Annotated in this window: 15 protein-coding genes; 2 read left to right on the top strand and 13 right to left on the bottom strand. The window is 65.2% G+C overall.

The genetic code is table 11. The features are described from left to right. Positions 1-8 precede the first annotated feature (8 nt). Complete coding sequence (locus AC1DK9_RS05095; protein ID WP_476862653.1) at positions 9-1,238, top strand: N-acetylglucosamine-6-phosphate deacetylase; 1,230 nt, start codon at positions 9-11, stop codon at positions 1,236-1,238. A gap of 305 nt (positions 1,239-1,543) precedes the next feature. After that, entirely contained in the window at positions 1,544-1,747 is a 204-nt protein-coding gene (locus AC1DK9_RS05090) for a cold-shock protein (RefSeq protein WP_011692441.1), read from the top strand. A 159-nt stretch (positions 1,748-1,906) separates the two neighbouring features. Here the strand turns inward: AC1DK9_RS05090 and AC1DK9_RS05085 are convergent, their stop codons facing one another. From AC1DK9_RS05085 to AC1DK9_RS05025, 13 genes are all read right to left on the bottom strand, one after another. Further along, positions 1,907-4,414 (bottom strand): bifunctional lysylphosphatidylglycerol flippase/synthetase MprF, encoded by a 2,508-nt coding sequence (locus AC1DK9_RS05085; RefSeq protein WP_476915184.1) that lies wholly within the window; start codon positions 4,412-4,414, stop codon positions 1,907-1,909. After that, a complete protein-coding gene (locus AC1DK9_RS05080; protein ID WP_476915183.1) occupies positions 4,411-5,751 on the bottom strand; it encodes an alpha/beta hydrolase in 1,341 nt (446 codons plus the stop codon). The genes AC1DK9_RS05085 and AC1DK9_RS05080 overlap by 4 nt, the downstream gene beginning before the upstream one ends. Positions 5,752-5,756: 5 nt before the next feature. After that, the gene (locus AC1DK9_RS05075; protein ID WP_476915182.1) at positions 5,757-6,188 is read right to left on the bottom strand and encodes a DUF2550 domain-containing protein; all 432 of its coding nucleotides are present in this window, start codon (positions 6,186-6,188) and stop codon (positions 5,757-5,759) included. Positions 6,189-6,198: 10 nt separating this feature from the next. Beyond that, positions 6,199-6,483 carry a F0F1 ATP synthase subunit epsilon gene (locus AC1DK9_RS05070; RefSeq protein ID WP_104172348.1) on the bottom strand — a complete coding sequence of 95 codons (285 nt, stop codon included), beginning with the start codon at positions 6,481-6,483 and terminating at the stop codon, positions 6,199-6,201. 1 nt (position 6,484) lies between these two features. Further along, on the bottom strand, positions 6,485-7,939 hold the full coding sequence (atpD, locus tag AC1DK9_RS05065) for a F0F1 ATP synthase subunit beta (protein ID WP_476915181.1): 1,455 nt from the start codon (positions 7,937-7,939) through the stop codon (positions 6,485-6,487). A gap of 82 nt (positions 7,940-8,021) precedes the next feature. Continuing rightward, complete coding sequence (locus tag AC1DK9_RS05060) at positions 8,022-8,915, bottom strand: F0F1 ATP synthase subunit gamma (RefSeq protein WP_175322876.1); 894 nt, start codon at positions 8,913-8,915, stop codon at positions 8,022-8,024. A 76-nt stretch (positions 8,916-8,991) separates the two neighbouring features. Next, positions 8,992-10,629, bottom strand: coding sequence for a F0F1 ATP synthase subunit alpha (gene atpA / locus AC1DK9_RS05055; protein WP_476862930.1), 1,638 nt, complete (start codon positions 10,627-10,629; stop codon positions 8,992-8,994). 87 nt (positions 10,630-10,716) lie between these two features. Continuing rightward, a complete protein-coding gene (locus AC1DK9_RS05050; RefSeq protein WP_476862648.1) occupies positions 10,717-11,541 on the bottom strand; it encodes a F0F1 ATP synthase subunit delta in 825 nt (274 codons plus the stop codon). Further along, positions 11,541-12,092, bottom strand: coding sequence for a F0F1 ATP synthase subunit B (locus AC1DK9_RS05045; RefSeq protein WP_476862647.1), 552 nt, complete (start codon positions 12,090-12,092; stop codon positions 11,541-11,543). Before AC1DK9_RS05045 ends, AC1DK9_RS05050 begins: the two co-directional genes overlap by 1 nt. Before the next feature lie 53 nt (positions 12,093-12,145). Then, on the bottom strand, positions 12,146-12,364 hold the full coding sequence (gene atpE / locus AC1DK9_RS05040) for an ATP synthase F0 subunit C (RefSeq protein ID WP_003804776.1): 219 nt from the start codon (positions 12,362-12,364) through the stop codon (positions 12,146-12,148). An 80-nt stretch (positions 12,365-12,444) separates the two neighbouring features. After that, the gene (gene atpB, locus AC1DK9_RS05035; RefSeq protein WP_476862646.1) at positions 12,445-13,245 is read right to left on the bottom strand and encodes a F0F1 ATP synthase subunit A; all 801 of its coding nucleotides are present in this window, start codon (positions 13,243-13,245) and stop codon (positions 12,445-12,447) included. Between the two features lie 91 nt (positions 13,246-13,336). Continuing rightward, positions 13,337-13,675, bottom strand: coding sequence for a hypothetical protein (locus tag AC1DK9_RS05030; RefSeq protein ID WP_476862645.1), 339 nt, complete (start codon positions 13,673-13,675; stop codon positions 13,337-13,339). Then, positions 13,668-14,153 (bottom strand): hypothetical protein, encoded by a 486-nt coding sequence (locus tag AC1DK9_RS05025; RefSeq protein WP_476862644.1) that lies wholly within the window; start codon positions 14,151-14,153, stop codon positions 13,668-13,670. Before AC1DK9_RS05025 ends, AC1DK9_RS05030 begins: the two co-directional genes overlap by 8 nt. Positions 14,154-14,194 lie beyond the last annotated feature (41 nt).

The following is a 14,194-nucleotide window of genomic DNA, read 5'->3' as shown; positions in this document are numbered from 1 at the left end:
CTCTGAGCATGAACCTCGACCCGGCCGGCAGGCACGTCCTGTATGGCACCGTGGTCAGCGACGGCGCCGTACAGCCGGATGCCGTCTTGGCCGTGGAGGCCGGACGGATCGCCTACGCCGGCCCGGCTGCCGGATTCAGCCCCGCGCCTGCAGGGTTCCGCGACGCACCCAGGCTTCAGCTGCCGCCGGGCGCCCTGATCCTGCCCGGGCTGGTGGACCTGCACTGCCACGGCGCCTACGGCGGCGACTTCCCCGGCGGTGAAGAAGCGCCAGCGCGGCGTGCCATTGATTTCCTGCACCGTTCCGGGACCACCTCCCTGCTGGCCAGCCTGGTCACCGCCCCGCGGGAATCGCTGCTGCGCGGGATCGGGCTGCTCGCCGGCCTTGTCGAGGAAGGCCTGCTGGCCGGCATCCATCTGGAGGGCCCGTTCCTCGCCGCGGCGAGGTGCGGTGCGCAGGATGCCGCCTTCCTGCTCGATCCCGACCCTGGACTGCTCACCGAGCTGGTGGCGGCCGCACGCGGCACCCTCGCCTCGATGAGCTTCGCCCCTGAACTTGCGGGGGCGGACGAACTTGTCCGGCTCCTTGCCCGGCACGCGGTGGTGCCCTCGCTGGGGCACACGGACTGCGACGACGCGACCGCTGCGGCGGCGCTGCACTCGGCCGGCGAGGCGCTGCGGGCCGGGCCGTCCGGCCGCGGCAGACGCCCCACGGTGACCCACTTCTTCAACGGCATGCCGCCGCTGCACCACCGGGCGCCGGGCCCCGTGGCCGCCTGCCTGCGCAGTGCCGCCTCCGGCGAAGCCGTCCTCGAGCTGGTCGCCGACGGCACGCACCTGGACCCGGCCGTTGTCGCCACGGTGTTCCAGCTGGCCGGCGCCGGCAACGTCGCCCTGGTGACCGACTCGATGGCGGCCGCCGGACTGGCCGACGGCGCATATACCCTGGGCCGCTCGGCGGTCACTGTTTCGGCCGGTGTCGCCCGCCTCGACGCCGGCGGCGCCCTCGCCGGCGGCACCGCCACCCTGCTCGACGTCGTGCGCCGCACCGCGGCCGCCGGCGTCCCGGTGCCCGACGCCGTCCTCTCGGCCACCGCGGTCCCGGCCTCGGTCCTCGGCCTCGGCGCGGAACTCGGCTCGCTGCGCCGCGGGCTGCGCGCGGACGCCGTGGTCGTCAATTCGGGGCTGGCCCTTTACCGGGTAATGCGCCGCGGGGAATGGCTGGAGCCGCTTTCCTAATGCGCCTTTCGCCTCCCCGCCCGGGGTCCGTCCGATTTCCGCCGCCCGGATCTCGTTCATGAACTCTTTACATAAAATTTCTGGAATTATGAGCCGGGCCCGTTGACCTGACGCAGGCGGCGTGAAATTCTTGTACCAGTCTTTGTGTAGGTGTTTTTCATGCTCGCAAGACATGTTGCGAGCGTGAAGCTCCCGCCGCCAAGGCCCGGTCCAACCGGGCGGAAGCCAAGGTTCTTCTCGCAGAGTGACCAAGCCCGGTGCAAAGTGCGCCGGACTTCTTCAAGATCCGTAATGAGGAGAATTAAATGGCACAGGGAACCGTCAAGTGGTTTAACGCTGAAAAGGGCTTCGGCTTCATCACCCCGGATGACTCCGATGGCGATGTCTTCGTTCACTACTCCGAGATCCAGACCGGCGGCTTCAAGACCCTCGACGAGAACCAGCGCGTTCAGTTCGAGATCGGCCAGGGCGCCAAGGGCCCCCAGGCTACCGGCGTCACGCTGGTCTAGTCTCCCCGGCAGGACTGCTTCCGGCAGTACCGCTGATTGAATGATCCCCGGCATTATTGCCGGGGATCATTTTCTTTGTCCGCGGCCGGCTATTTGAACGCATTGTTTGCCCGCACAAATGCCCATTACGGCAAGCCGATAAGGGCCATCGCCCGCGAATTAGCGCACCAGCGTCCGGAGCAGGCGCGCACTCTGGCGGACCGAAAGATCCGGAAGGTAGGCGCGGCTCAAAGCGCGGCCCATCGCCGGAAGCTGCAGCGGATCCTGGTAGTACAGGTAGAGCGTCCGGTAATCCGGCTTGAACCGCGATTTGAATGAGGCCAAGGAGCGGAATCCGTATGCAGGTTCCAGCGCCCGGCCCACCACGTCCAGAATTCCGGCGAGCCCCTCGCTCTCGCGCGGTGCGTCATCGCCGGTAGTGCGCGGCTCCGCCTTGGCGAGCGGAGAGCCGGAGAGGGAAATTACTTCCACCGAGGCCCGCAGTTCCAGCACTGCGGACGCGATCAGGAATTCCATGACGCCGGGGAAGGCGTCACCGCGGCGGCGCATGACATCCAGCGTCCAGCTCACCAGCTGTCCGACGTCGTAGACCGGCAGCCAGCTGGTGACCCCGTGCACGCGGTCCTCGGCGTCGACGGCAAGGCAGCACAGCACTTCCTCGTCTTCGAGCTCGTCGAGGCTGCCCAGCGTGAATCCCATTTCCGGTACGGACTTGCCGGCCGCCCATTCTTCGGAGACCTCGCTCAGCTGCGCCCGCAACGAGGGCGAGAATTCCCGGTAGCGGCCCCAGACGGCGCGGACCCCGGTCTTGGCCGCCCGGTTCAGCGCCGTTCGCACGTTCTGCCATTCCTTGCCTTTGAACTCCAGTTCGCGGACCGCCAGCCGGGTCTCAAGTGCTACGGCAACCCGGCGGAAGCCGCGGCCCCGAAGCATGGGCCACAGCTCGTCCGTGCAGGAATAAAAGCACGGGATCAAGGCGTGGTCGGTGCAATAGGAAAGGAACAGGGCGGCGGTCTCCTCGCGGTTCGCGGCCGGGCCGAAAGGTCCCGCCACTGTCAGCGCCACGTTGCCATGCTGCTGGTACCCCACTCCCCCGCGGCCATCGGGGGCGAACCAGTACGTGTTCGGTTCCCAGAGGGCCATCCAGGACAGCGAGTCCCCGCCCTGCCGGATCAGGCGGCGGGCCACTTCCCGGTCTTCGGCTCCGGCGTCCGTGCCGTGGTGGCGGCGCAACAGCACCAGCCAGACGCCGGCCAGCGCCACGACCCAAAAGATGATGCCGGAGCTGGCGAACAGGACCGCCTCTGCCGCGTTGCGGTTCTCGAAGACGCGGTTGTAGATACCGGGAATAGGCAAGGGCAGGTACTGCCGGGCGAGCTCGGCGGCAAGGCCCAGCCAGCCGCCGTCGCGCTCCAGGCCACCGGAGGCAAACCATGCCGCGGCATAACTGCCGGCCAGCACCAGGAAGGTTCCCGCCACCGTCAGCGCGAGGATACGGCGGGCCCGCCGGGTGGTTTCCACCCGGAACAGGCGCCGGTTGGCGAACAGCAGCAGCGCCAACCCCAGCGGCACCGCCACCAGTGGCAGCACGTGGACGAAGCCGGAACCCATCACGGGCGTGTGCGGCGGGCCGGGATAGTGCGGAATCCGGGCAAACAGCGCCAGGTACACGGCCGCCAGGGCAGTGACGCCCAGCTGTACCAGGACCGCGATGCGCAATGCGAGGCGGCGTCCGTGCCGCATCCCGTCGGCGCAAATCAGCAGCAGCACCACCGGCACCACGGCCAGGGCCAGGCCCAGCGGCCCGGCGTATCCCTCCCGCCCTGCGCTGAGGCAGGCGATGTCGACGGCGGCACCGCAGTTCTGCTCCAGCTGGTTCAGGGTGGGCAGCGGATTCAGCACCACCTCCCGCAGCAGTGCCAGCGGCCCTGTGGGGCTTCGCACCGCGGCCGTGATGATGGGGCCCACGGCGAAAATCGCCACGGTCAGCGCCAGGAGGTTGCGGGTTTCCCTGCCGGTGGAACGGTGGCGGTGGAGCGTGCCCTTGTCTCCCTGGATCCACCAGCCCGCCATGAGTCCGGCCAGGGCGCCGGACAGGCCCACCACGGTCTCCGCGTGCCCCACGTAGAGCACCAGCAACAGCGCCCCGGACACGACGGCGGTCCGCAGCCGCCGCTGCCACAAGGCGGGTAGGAGCGCGCAGGCCGCGAGCGTGACGGCGAGGATGGCACCGTACGGGCCGATCAGCCGGACCTCGGCCATAGGCCCGAGCCAGCCGTCGCCGGCAAAGAGGGCGAGCTGGGTGACCAGCAGGAACAGCGAGACGGCGGCAAACTGGCCGGCGAAGAAAAACACGGCCGTGCGCAGCGTGCCGAGCTGCCGTTCGGCCAGGCCCATCAGCCCCAGGACCATCACCGACGCCGCCAAATAGGCCAGCGGGTTGGTTGCGAAAAACAGCGAGCTGAACATGGTCCACCACAGTCCGCCCTGCAAGCCGGGCGCGCTTACCGAGGCCGCCTCGAGCAGGGCGTCCGGGGGGCCGGCCAGGTAGCTGCCGGTGGCCGCGCCGGTCGCCAGGAAAGCGATGAGGAATGCCAGCGAGAAGGGAATCCTCTTCAGCTGCCGCCAGAGGCGGCGGATGCCGTTGCGGCGAAGTCGGTTCCTCACTTCTTCATCCCCCACCGCGGAGCGAGGAAGTCTAGTCCGGCAGAGAGGCCCCGGGCTGCGACCGCCCAGGAATGGCCGGCGCCGGGGACGACGTGCGTCGCGACGGAGAACCCGGCGGAACGCGCGGCGACGGACAGGACGTCCATGTTCTTGGTGAACTGGGCGTCACGCTCCCCGGCTGCAAAATAGATGGCGTTGCCGTCGAAGCGGCGCTGCTGCATGAGCTGGAGTGGCGTCTGCCTGTCGAAGGCCGCGGTGTCGCCGCCGAACGAGGCCTCGACGGTCTTGCGCCGGACCTTGGCCAGGGCCGGCTCCTGCTCACTCGAGAAGGCCAGCGCCGCGCTGAAAACACCGGGATGCCGGGTCGCCATTTGGACGGCGCACGTGGCACCGAAGGAGAACCCTCCGGCTGCCCACTTCCGCGGATCAGGATCCACGTCAAGGGTCCTGTGGATCCAGGCAGGGACATCCCGGGCCAGGAAGGTATCGGCCCGCGCAATGCGGGTGTCCATGCACAGGGTATTGCCGTCGGGAGTGCCGTTGGGATCAACCACCACCACCACCGGGGCCGCGCCGCCGTGGGCTGCCGCGAAGCGGTCCATCCGGCTCTGCAGGGCGCCGCCGGTCAACCAGTCGGAGGGATTGCCGGGCTGGCCAGAGAAGAGCACGAGCACGGGCAGTGCCGGCCGAGGCGTGGCCTGGTAGGCAGGTGGCAGGTAGATATAGGCGTCGCGGCTGCGGAAGCCGGACACGGTGCCGGGGATCGACGCTTTGCGGATCAGGCCCGCCGCTGGCAGGGCTCCCGGCTGCGTCCACCGGGCCAGGCTGACGGGATCGGGCTCCCCCGGCTGGCGCTTGAGTGGGTCTTTGAGGCTTGGGATCCGGGCGACGGCTGACCCGGTCAGGTCGCCGACGGTGTGGCTTAGCCCGAAGTAGGCGTTGATCTGGACCGCGGACAGCGCCAGGACGCCGGTGAATGCAACGGCTGCGGCCGCCGTCGTGGTCCAGCGGCGTGCGGGCCGTGGGCGGCCCCGCCCCACGATCCAACTGCGGACTGCCAGCAACAGCGCAGCGACGGGAGGGATGGACCAGGCGAGAACCTCGGGCGGGAGCAGGTCAGGGAAGGCGAAGACCCCGTAGACAAGGATCCAGTGGACGCCGAGGACCAGCGCAGCGGCGAGCCCCACGGAGGCAAGGGCAGCGGCCGCGGTCCGGCGCGCAGGGGTGCTTTTCCGGCTGCGCGGCCACAGCAGGTAGACCGCCCCAACGAGGCCGATGGCGCACACGGCCCAGAGAACCGGACCGTCGTCGATCCGGATGCCTTCGGCGAAACCCACCGGGACTAGCGCCAGGTGCCGACACCGATGACCGGGCCGGCCTCAAGCCACGAGGAGAGGCCTGTGTAGGCGTCGAACCTCATCGCCAGCAGGACGTCTTGGCCCTCATAGCGGAGTTCGACGATCACTGTCTCCGGCTGCACCTTGACGAGTTCGGATTCGGTGGGCTCGCGGCGCCCCAGCAGCTCAAGGGAGCTGCGTCGGAAGGTGTATTTCGGCCGCACGCTCAGCGAGGCAAGCCGGAACCACTCCAGGTCGTTGTCCTGATAACGACAAACCCCCATCTGCCAGCTGTTTCCAGCCACGCAGATGGAGGCGTCCACCGTGCCCAGGGCGCGCCGCAGATTGAAGCGGCGCACCCCGGAAAGGCACAGTGCAAAGACCAGCAACGCAAACACGGTTGCCAGGACGATGAACGGAAAACCAGTAACGTTCATCAAGGTCGGGCTAGCGGATCCCCGCAGTAGCCGCGTCACCCATTTGGGCGTTGTCAGCAACAATGACGACCCGGTTGTTGTCGACGGAGAAGAATCCGCCGTCGACAACTACAGCAATGCGGTCACCGGACACCGGCTCGATCGCCAGCTCACCTTCGGCCAGAATCGCCAGCAGGGGCGAGTGGCCGGGCAGGATTCCGATTTCACCATCGCTGGTGCGGGCCTTGACCATCTTGGCCGCTCCGGACCACACGAAGTGGTCCGCTGCGACAATCTCAACCTCAAGCTCAGCCATATTACTTGGTCTGTTCCTGGATCTTGGCCCACTGGCGCTCGACATCGTCCAGGCCGCCGACGTTGAAGAACGCCTGCTCTGCGATGTGGTCGAGGTCGCCGTCGCAGATCGCGGTGAAGCCTTCAACGGTGTCCTTGATGGACACGGTGGAGCCTTCGACGCCGGTGAACTGCTTTGCCGTGTAGGTGTTCTGCGAGAGGAACTGCTGGATACGGCGTGCACGCGACACGACGATCTTGTCCTCTTCGGAGAGCTCATCGACACCAAGGATGGCGATGATGTCCTGGAGTTCCTTGTTCTTCTGCAGGATCTRCTTCACGCGCACGGCCGTGTTGTAGTGGTCGTGACCGATGTACTGCGGATCCAGGATGCGCGAGGTCGACGTCAGCGGGTCAACGGCCGGGTACAGACCACGGGAAGCGATTTCACGGGAAAGTTCCGTGGTCGCGTCGAGGTGTGCGAAGGTCGTGGCCGGAGCCGGGTCGGTGTAGTCATCTGCGGGAACGTAGATGGCCTGCATCGAGGTGATGGAGTGGCCCTTGGTGGACGTGATGCGCTCCTGGAGCAGGCCCATCTCGTCAGCCAGGTTGGGCTGGTAGCCCACGGCGGAAGGCATGCGGCCGAGGAGGGTGGAAACCTCGGAACCTGCCTGGGTGAAGCGGAAGATGTTGTCGATGAAGAGCAGCACGTCCTGGTTCTGCACATCGCGGAAGTACTCCGCCATGGTCAGCGCGGACAGGGCCACGCGCAGACGCGTTCCCGGCGGCTCGTCCATCTGGCCGAACACAAGGGCGGTGTCCTTGAGGACGCCGGCCTCTTCCATTTCAACCCAGAGGTCGTTACCTTCACGGGTACGCTCGCCGACACCGGCGAACACCGAGGTACCGCCGAAGTTGCGGGCAACACGGGTGATCATTTCCTGGATCAGCACCGTCTTGCCGACGCCTGCGCCGCCGAAGAGGCCGATCTTGCCACCCTTGATGTACGGGGTGAGGAGGTCGATCACCTTGATGCCGGTCTCCAGCATCTCGGTGGAGCCTTCGAGGGTCGCGAAGGCGGGTGCCTTGCGGTGGATCGGCCAGCGTTCGCTGATCTCCAGCTCGGACTCGGTCACGTCCAGGGGCTGGCCCAGAACGTTGAAGATGTGGCCCTTGACTCCGTCGCCGACGGGGACGGAGATCGGGGCACCGGTGTCAACCACGTTGGTGCCGCGGACCAGGCCGTCGGTCGCCTGCAGCGAGATGGCGCGGATGAGGTTGTCGCCAAGGTGCAGCGCAACTTCGAAGGTGATGGTCTTGGTCTCACCGTTGAGAGTAATCTCCGTGGTGAGTGCGTTGTAAATCGAGGGGATTGCGTCAGCCGGGAATTCGACGTCGACAACCGGGCCAATAACACGTGCAATACGGCCGGTGGCACCGGACGTTGCGGCTACGTGTTCGGTAGCAGTGGCAGTCATCTCTCTCACTTCACTCAGTAGATGGCGTGGGCGGTTAAGTTTGTTCTTTGGTGCAGGTAAAGCTGGGTCCGTACCGGACGGGCTAGGACGCGTTCAACGCGTCGGCGCCTGCCACGATTTCGGAAAGCTCCTGCGTAATCTCAGCCTGGCGGGCAGTGTTGCGCAGACGCGTGTACTTCTTGATGAGCTCCGTAGCGTTGTCGCCGGCGGACTTCATCGCCCGCTGGCGGGCTGCGAGCTCGGAAGCTGCGGCCTGCAACATTGCGGCGAAGATACGTGACTCGATGTAGCGCGGCAGCAGGGCATCGAGAACCTGCTCCGCCTCCGGCTCGAATTCGTAAAGCGGCAGGAGCTCCGACTCGGAGGCGGCCTGCTCTTCGACGACCTCAAGCGGGAGCAGGCGGATAACCGTCGGCTCCTGCGTCACCATGGACTTGAAGCGGGTGTAAACGACGTGGATCTCGTCGACGCCGCCCTCTTCGTAGGCCGTCGCGAAGTCTGCCAGCAGTGCTTCGCCGACTTCCCGCGCCGTCTCGAACTGCGGTGCGTCCGTGTTACCGGTCCACACCCGCTCGTAGGGGCGGTTACGGAAATCGAAGTATGCCTGTGCCTTGCGGCCCATGACGTACGTCTTGACTTCCTTGCCTTCCTCGTGGAGCAGCTCGGTGAGGCCCTCGGCCTGCTTGAGCACCGTGGCCGAGTAGGACCCTGCAAGGCCGCGGTCGGAGGTGATGACCAGGACGGCGGCGCGGCGGATCTGCTCCGGCTCGGTTACCAGCGGGTGGTCGATTTCGCTCTGGCTTGCGACGGCAGAAACGGCACGCGTGATCGCGTTTGCGTAAGGCAGTGAAGCCGCTACGCGTGCGCGGGCCTTGCCGATGCGCGAGGTAGCGATCAGTTCCATCGCCTTGAAGATCTTGCGCATCGACGTCGTCGAGCTGATCTTCTGGCGGTAGACCCGGATCTGGGCTCCCATACTTATCCTTTCCTAAGATCCCGGTGGCCGGGACTGCCGGAACCCGCGAGGGTCCCGGCAGTCCCTACCAGCGAAACTAGCGCTTCTGCTTGACGATTTTTTCCTGGTCGACTGCGTCCTCGTCGATCGGGGCGTACTCCTCGTGCCCCGCACCGACCAAGAGGCTGTCGCCCTCGCCGAAGAAGCCCTTCTTGAAGTCCACGATCGCGGTCTTCAGCGCCTCTGCCGTGTCATCGTCCATGACGTTGGTCTGTGCCAGCGTCGTCAGGATGGAGGACTTGTGCTTGAGGTGCTCCAGGAATTCGGTCTCGAAGCGGTTGATGTCTTCCACCGGAACGTCGTCGAGGTAGCCGTTGGTGCCGGCCCAGATCGAGACAACCTGGTCCTCGACCGGGAACGGCGCGTACTGGCCCTGCTTGAGCAGTTCCATCAGGCGCGCGCCGCGGGTCAGCTGCTGGCGGGAAGCCGCGTCGAGGTCAGACGCGAACATCGCGAATGCCTGCATGTCGCGGTACTGGGCCAGTTCCAGCTTCAAGGTACCGGAGACCTTCTTCATCGACTTCACCTGGGCCGCACCACCAACGCGGGACACGGAGACACCCACATCGACGGCGGGACGCTGGTTGGCGTTGAAGAGGTCCGACTGCAGGAAGATCTGGCCATCGGTGATGGAGATGACGTTGGTCGGGATGTAGGCGGACACGTCGTTCGCCTTCGTCTCGATCAGCGGCAGACCGGTCATCGAACCTGCACCCAGCTCGTCGGAGAGCTTGGCACAACGCTCCAGCAGACGGGAGTGCAAGTAGAAGACGTCGCCCGGGTAGGCTTCGCGTCCCGGCGGGCGGCGCAGCAGCAGCGACACCGCACGGTAAGCCTCGGCCTGCTTGGAGAGGTCATCGAACACGATGAGGACGTGCTTGCCGCCGTACATCCAGTGCTGGCCGATGGCCGAGCCGGCGTACGGTGCCAGGTACTTGAAGCCTGCGGGGTCGGACGCGGGGGAAGCCACGATGGTCGTGTATTCCAGTGCGCCGTTGTCCTCGAGGGTCTGGCGAACGGCCGCGATGGTGGACGCCTTCTGGCCGATGGCCACGTAGATGCAGCGCACCTGCTTGTTCACATCGCCGGAAGCCCAGTTGGCCTTCTGGTTGATGATCGTGTCGATGGCGATTGCCGACTTGCCGGTCTGACGGTCGCCAATGATCAGCTGACGCTGGCCGCGGCCGATCGGAATCATGGCGTCGATGGCCTTCAGGCCGGTCTGCATCGGTTCGTGAACCGACTTACGCTGGGTCACGCCGGGCGCCTGGAGTTCCAGGGCACGGGTGGTTTCGGCCTTGATCTCGCCAAGGTCGTCGATGGGCTGGCCCAGGGGGTCAACCACGCGGCCGAGGAAGGCATCGCCAACCGGAACGGACAGAACCTGTCCGGTGCGGTGGACTTCCTGGCCCTCTTCGATGCCGGTGAAGTCACCGAGGACGATGACACCGATCTCGCGGACGTCGAGGTTCTGGGCCAGGCCCAGCGTGCCGTCTTCGAAGCGAAGCAGCTCGTTCGCCATGACCGAGGGAAGGCCCTCAACACGGGCGATGCCGTCACCTGCGGTCGTTACACGGCCAACCTCTACGCGCTCTGCGTTTCCGGGTTCGTAGGACGCCGCGAACTCGTTCAACGCATTACGGACGTCGTCGGCGTTGATGGTCAATTCGGCCATCTGCAGTCCCTGCTCTCCTGTTTTCGTGATCATCGTTGCTCACGATGACCGGGGTTTCTTGTCGGTAAGTTGTGCTTGTCCGGCTAACTAGGCAATTTGACGCTGGAGCTGGCCCAGGCGGGCAAGAACCGAAGCGTCGACCACTTCATCGCCGATCTGGATCCGCAGGCCACCAATCAGTGCCGGGTCAACGTTCATGTTGATCTTGAGCTCACGGCCGTACAGGGCGTTGAGCCCTGCCTGCAGACGGCTGGCCTGGGTCTCCGTCAGCGGACGGGTGACGCTGACCGTAGCAATCCAGCGCTGCTGGCGCTTGGCCGCAAGCTCGGCGAAACGGCTGACGAGCTTGGTGACCTTGAGGCCGCGGGGCTGCGAGACTGCCTGTCCGATAAGGACTTTCGCTTCCTCGCTGGCGCGGGGAACGAGCTTTTCGGCGAGGGCAACCTTCGCAGCCTGGCTCGCCTGCGGCTCGGACAGAGCACGCTGAACCTCGTGGCTGGAATCGACGGCCTGGTTGAAGGAGAACAGGTCGTTCTCCAACGCTTCCAGTCCGCCGATACCCGAGGCAGAGACGGCCGACTTGTTTTCAGCAACGGCAATTACCACCGAAGCGGCAAGAGTCTCGAGTGCATCGCCGATGTCACGAGCCGACGCCCAGCGTGAGCTGGCCAGCCCGCTGGCGATCTCAACAGCATCAGCGGAGACTTTCCCGCTGAAGAGCTGCTTGACCAGCGCCGACTTTTCGTCACCGCTGCGGGACGGATCAGTCAGGGCACGGCGCAAGCCAGCCGAGCTGTCCACCGTTCCCAGGATTCCGAAGAGTTCCTTAGCCAACTGCAGCGACGCGTTGGGAAGCTTGGCTTCCAACGCGACGAGTGCCGCGGTCAGCGATTCGCTCGATACACCTGCCATTACTTAGCTGCACCTGCGTTCTGGTTCTCCAGATCTGCCAGGAAGCGGTCAACCACACGGGCCGAACGCGCATCATCGCTAAGCGCTTCGCCAACGATGCGGCCTGCCAGCGTGGTAGCCAGCGTGCCGACCTCGGCGCGGAGCGACACGACGGCCGCCTGGCGCTCGGATTCGATCTGCGCGTGTGCCTGGGCGGTGATGCGGGCAGACTCAGCAGCTGCCTTCTCCTTCAGATCCGCCAGGATCTGGGCGCCTTCGGCACGGGCTTCCTCGCGGATGCGGTTGGCCTCGGTGCGGGCGTCAGTGAGCTGCTGCTTGTACTCTTCGAGTGCTGCAGAAGCCTCTGCCTGCGCCTTTTCGGCCTTGGCGATGCCGCCTTCAATCGCCTCGGCGCGCTCTGCGAAATTCTTCTCGAACATCGGGACGACGTACTTCGTCACGATGAACAGGAGGACAGCAAAGCCCACGAGGACGACAAACATTTCCCAGATGTTGGGAACGAGGGGGTTGGTATCACCCTCGGTGGCGGCTGAGATGATCAGCTGCTTCATATTTCACCCGTCCTTATCTACTCGGTTCTGGATGTTCGCTGGGTTCTGAAGGTTTACTTGAGAACGAATGCGAAGACCAGGCCGAGGATGGCGAGGGCTTCAGTCAGCGCAAGGCCGAGGAATGCGATCGGCTGCAGGACGCGCTGTGCTTCCGGCTGACGTGCCACACCGTTGATGTAAGCAGCGAACACGAGACCCACACCGATACCACCGCCGATGGCGGAGAGGCCGTAGCCGATGAGGTTGAGGGAGCCGTTGATGGAGCCTTCCATTTTTCTTCCTTTCAAGATGCCACCCGTGTGGCAGGTTGTTTGGGTTGCTTCATCCCCGCGAGGGGAAGTTTGAGGGTGCCTTAGTGGCTGTCGGCGTGCAGTGCGCCTTCGATGTAGATCGCGGTCAGCAGCGTGAAGACGTAAGCCTGCAGCGCCATGATCAGCGCCTCCAGCATGTACATCGCCAGCGAACCGGCCAGGACCAGGACCGAGGCGCCCTTCAGCAGGACGTTCTCCTGCATGACGAGGAACTCGATGCCGGAACCGGCGATCATCACGATCAGGTGGCCGGCCAGCATGGTGGCGAACAGACGGAGGCTGTGCGTAACCGGCCGGACCAGGAAGTTGGAGATGATCTCGATCGGGATGACGATCGGAAGGATGTAGACGGGCACGCCGCTCGGCACGGTGGCCAGCTTGAAGTACTTCAGGCCGTTCTTCTTGATGCCGATGGCGATCCAGGTGACGTACACGATTGCTGCGAGCACGTAGGCGCCGCCGACGTGCGAGAAGCTCGGGAGCTGGATCACGGGGATGGCGCCGTAGATGTTGTTCACCAGGATGAAGAAGAACAGGCTGAACAGCAGCGGGACGTACTTGATGAAGTCTTTGCCACCGATGATGTCCTTGGCGATGCCGTTGCGGACGAAGCCGTAGGCTGCCTCGCCTGCGAACTGCAGCTTGCCGGGAACGAGCTGCTGCTTACGCGCAGCGATCACAAAGAATGTGGCGATAATGACGACCGAGAGGATCACCAGCAGCATCTGCTTGGAGAATCCTTCGGCCGCACCCCAGGGCAGGATAGCCGGCAGGTGCATTTGTTCAATTCCAGGAGGAGTGAACTCTCCTGAATCTTGGGCCGGGAGCGCAAGCGCGATCAACGCGTTTCCTCTCTGCAGTGTCCATCATTGGGCGTTGGGCGGGGAGCGGCGACATTTCTGTCAGCAATTCCCCCTGTGAAATTTTTTGGCATTACTGTTCCGCGTCCTTGGACGGGCCACCTGCAGCGCCGTCTTCGCCAGCCGAATTCCGGTGACTGGTGAGGCCGTGCATATGAGAAAGATAGAACCCTCCCGCAGCTCCAAGCAGGGCGCCTGCGAGCACAATCCAGCGGGTTCCCCACAGATTATCCAGACCCCACCCTATCAAACTCCAGACGATGATTCCGCCAACAATGTAGCTAAAGACTGCTATTCCGGCGTTGTATCCGCCGTCGTTGCCGTCCTGCGATACACCGGGGGCACCGCCAGTGGCGTGCGACTTGGGTGAGTGCTTCCTGGGGTCCTTGCCGTCGGCTTTTCGGCTAGGCATTGGGACCGCCTTCCGCGGATTCAGGGTCGTTGTAAATTTGCAGCCGGGCCTTGCTGAACCCGATGATCTCCGCCGTCTGCCACGCCAGGACGCCGACGACGGCGCCGATCAGGAACCAGCGTTCATGCAGCCAGGCCGGCGCCCCGAGGACAAACAGCACCACGGCGAAACCGACGACCTTCACGAAGTAGGTGGCAACAAACATGCCAATCGCTCCGGAGGGGTTGTTACGGCCGACAAAATGCCCGATCGCCAGGCTGATCGCGAAGAACGCCATCACCAGGGTTCCGCCGAAGAGGCTTGAGAGTGCACCGAAGCCGCCGTTGAAGACGAAAGCGAGGACCGCCGTGAGCAGCAGGGCTGCGCCGGCTGCCGCGGAGCTGAGGGCCAGCAGCTTCAGCCAGAGCGACCTGGTGGGACCGGATCCGCCAACGGGGCCGCTGCCGGACGTGCGTCCGGACTCGGCGTTGGAGCGCATGGGAACCCAATCGTTGCATTTTGGTAAGGGCAGGAACGCGG

It is taken from the genome of Arthrobacter sp. 01T414 (assembly GCF_056398965.1).
Note: the sequence above shows the minus strand (reverse complement) of the source record. Positions and strands in the feature narration are given on the sequence as shown.

Coding starts and splice junctions, on each gene's coding strand:
- AC1DK9_RS05095 (WP_476862653.1), top strand. CDS start 9: ATGAACCTCGACCCGGCCGGCAGGCACGTCCTGTATGGCACCGTGGTC.
- AC1DK9_RS05090 (WP_011692441.1), top strand. CDS start 1,544: ATGGCACAGGGAACCGTCAAGTGGTTTAACGCTGAAAAGGGCTTCGGC.
- AC1DK9_RS05075 (WP_476915182.1), bottom strand. CDS start 6,188: ATGAACGTTACTGGTTTTCCGTTCATCGTCCTGGCAACCGTGTTTGCG.
- AC1DK9_RS05070 (WP_104172348.1), bottom strand. CDS start 6,483: ATGGCTGAGCTTGAGGTTGAGATTGTCGCAGCGGACCACTTCGTGTGG.
- AC1DK9_RS05060 (WP_175322876.1), bottom strand. CDS start 8,915: ATGGGAGCCCAGATCCGGGTCTACCGCCAGAAGATCAGCTCGACGACG.
- atpA (WP_476862930.1), bottom strand. CDS start 10,629: ATGGCCGAATTGACCATCAACGCCGACGACGTCCGTAATGCGTTGAAC.
- AC1DK9_RS05050 (WP_476862648.1), bottom strand. CDS start 11,541: ATGGCAGGTGTATCGAGCGAATCGCTGACCGCGGCACTCGTCGCGTTG.
- AC1DK9_RS05045 (WP_476862647.1), bottom strand. CDS start 12,092: ATGAAGCAGCTGATCATCTCAGCCGCCACCGAGGGTGATACCAACCCC.
- atpE (WP_003804776.1), bottom strand. CDS start 12,364: ATGGAAGGCTCCATCAACGGCTCCCTCAACCTCATCGGCTACGGCCTC.
- AC1DK9_RS05030 (WP_476862645.1), bottom strand. CDS start 13,675: ATGCCTAGCCGAAAAGCCGACGGCAAGGACCCCAGGAAGCACTCACCC.
- AC1DK9_RS05025 (WP_476862644.1), bottom strand. CDS start 14,153: ATGCGCTCCAACGCCGAGTCCGGACGCACGTCCGGCAGCGGCCCCGTT.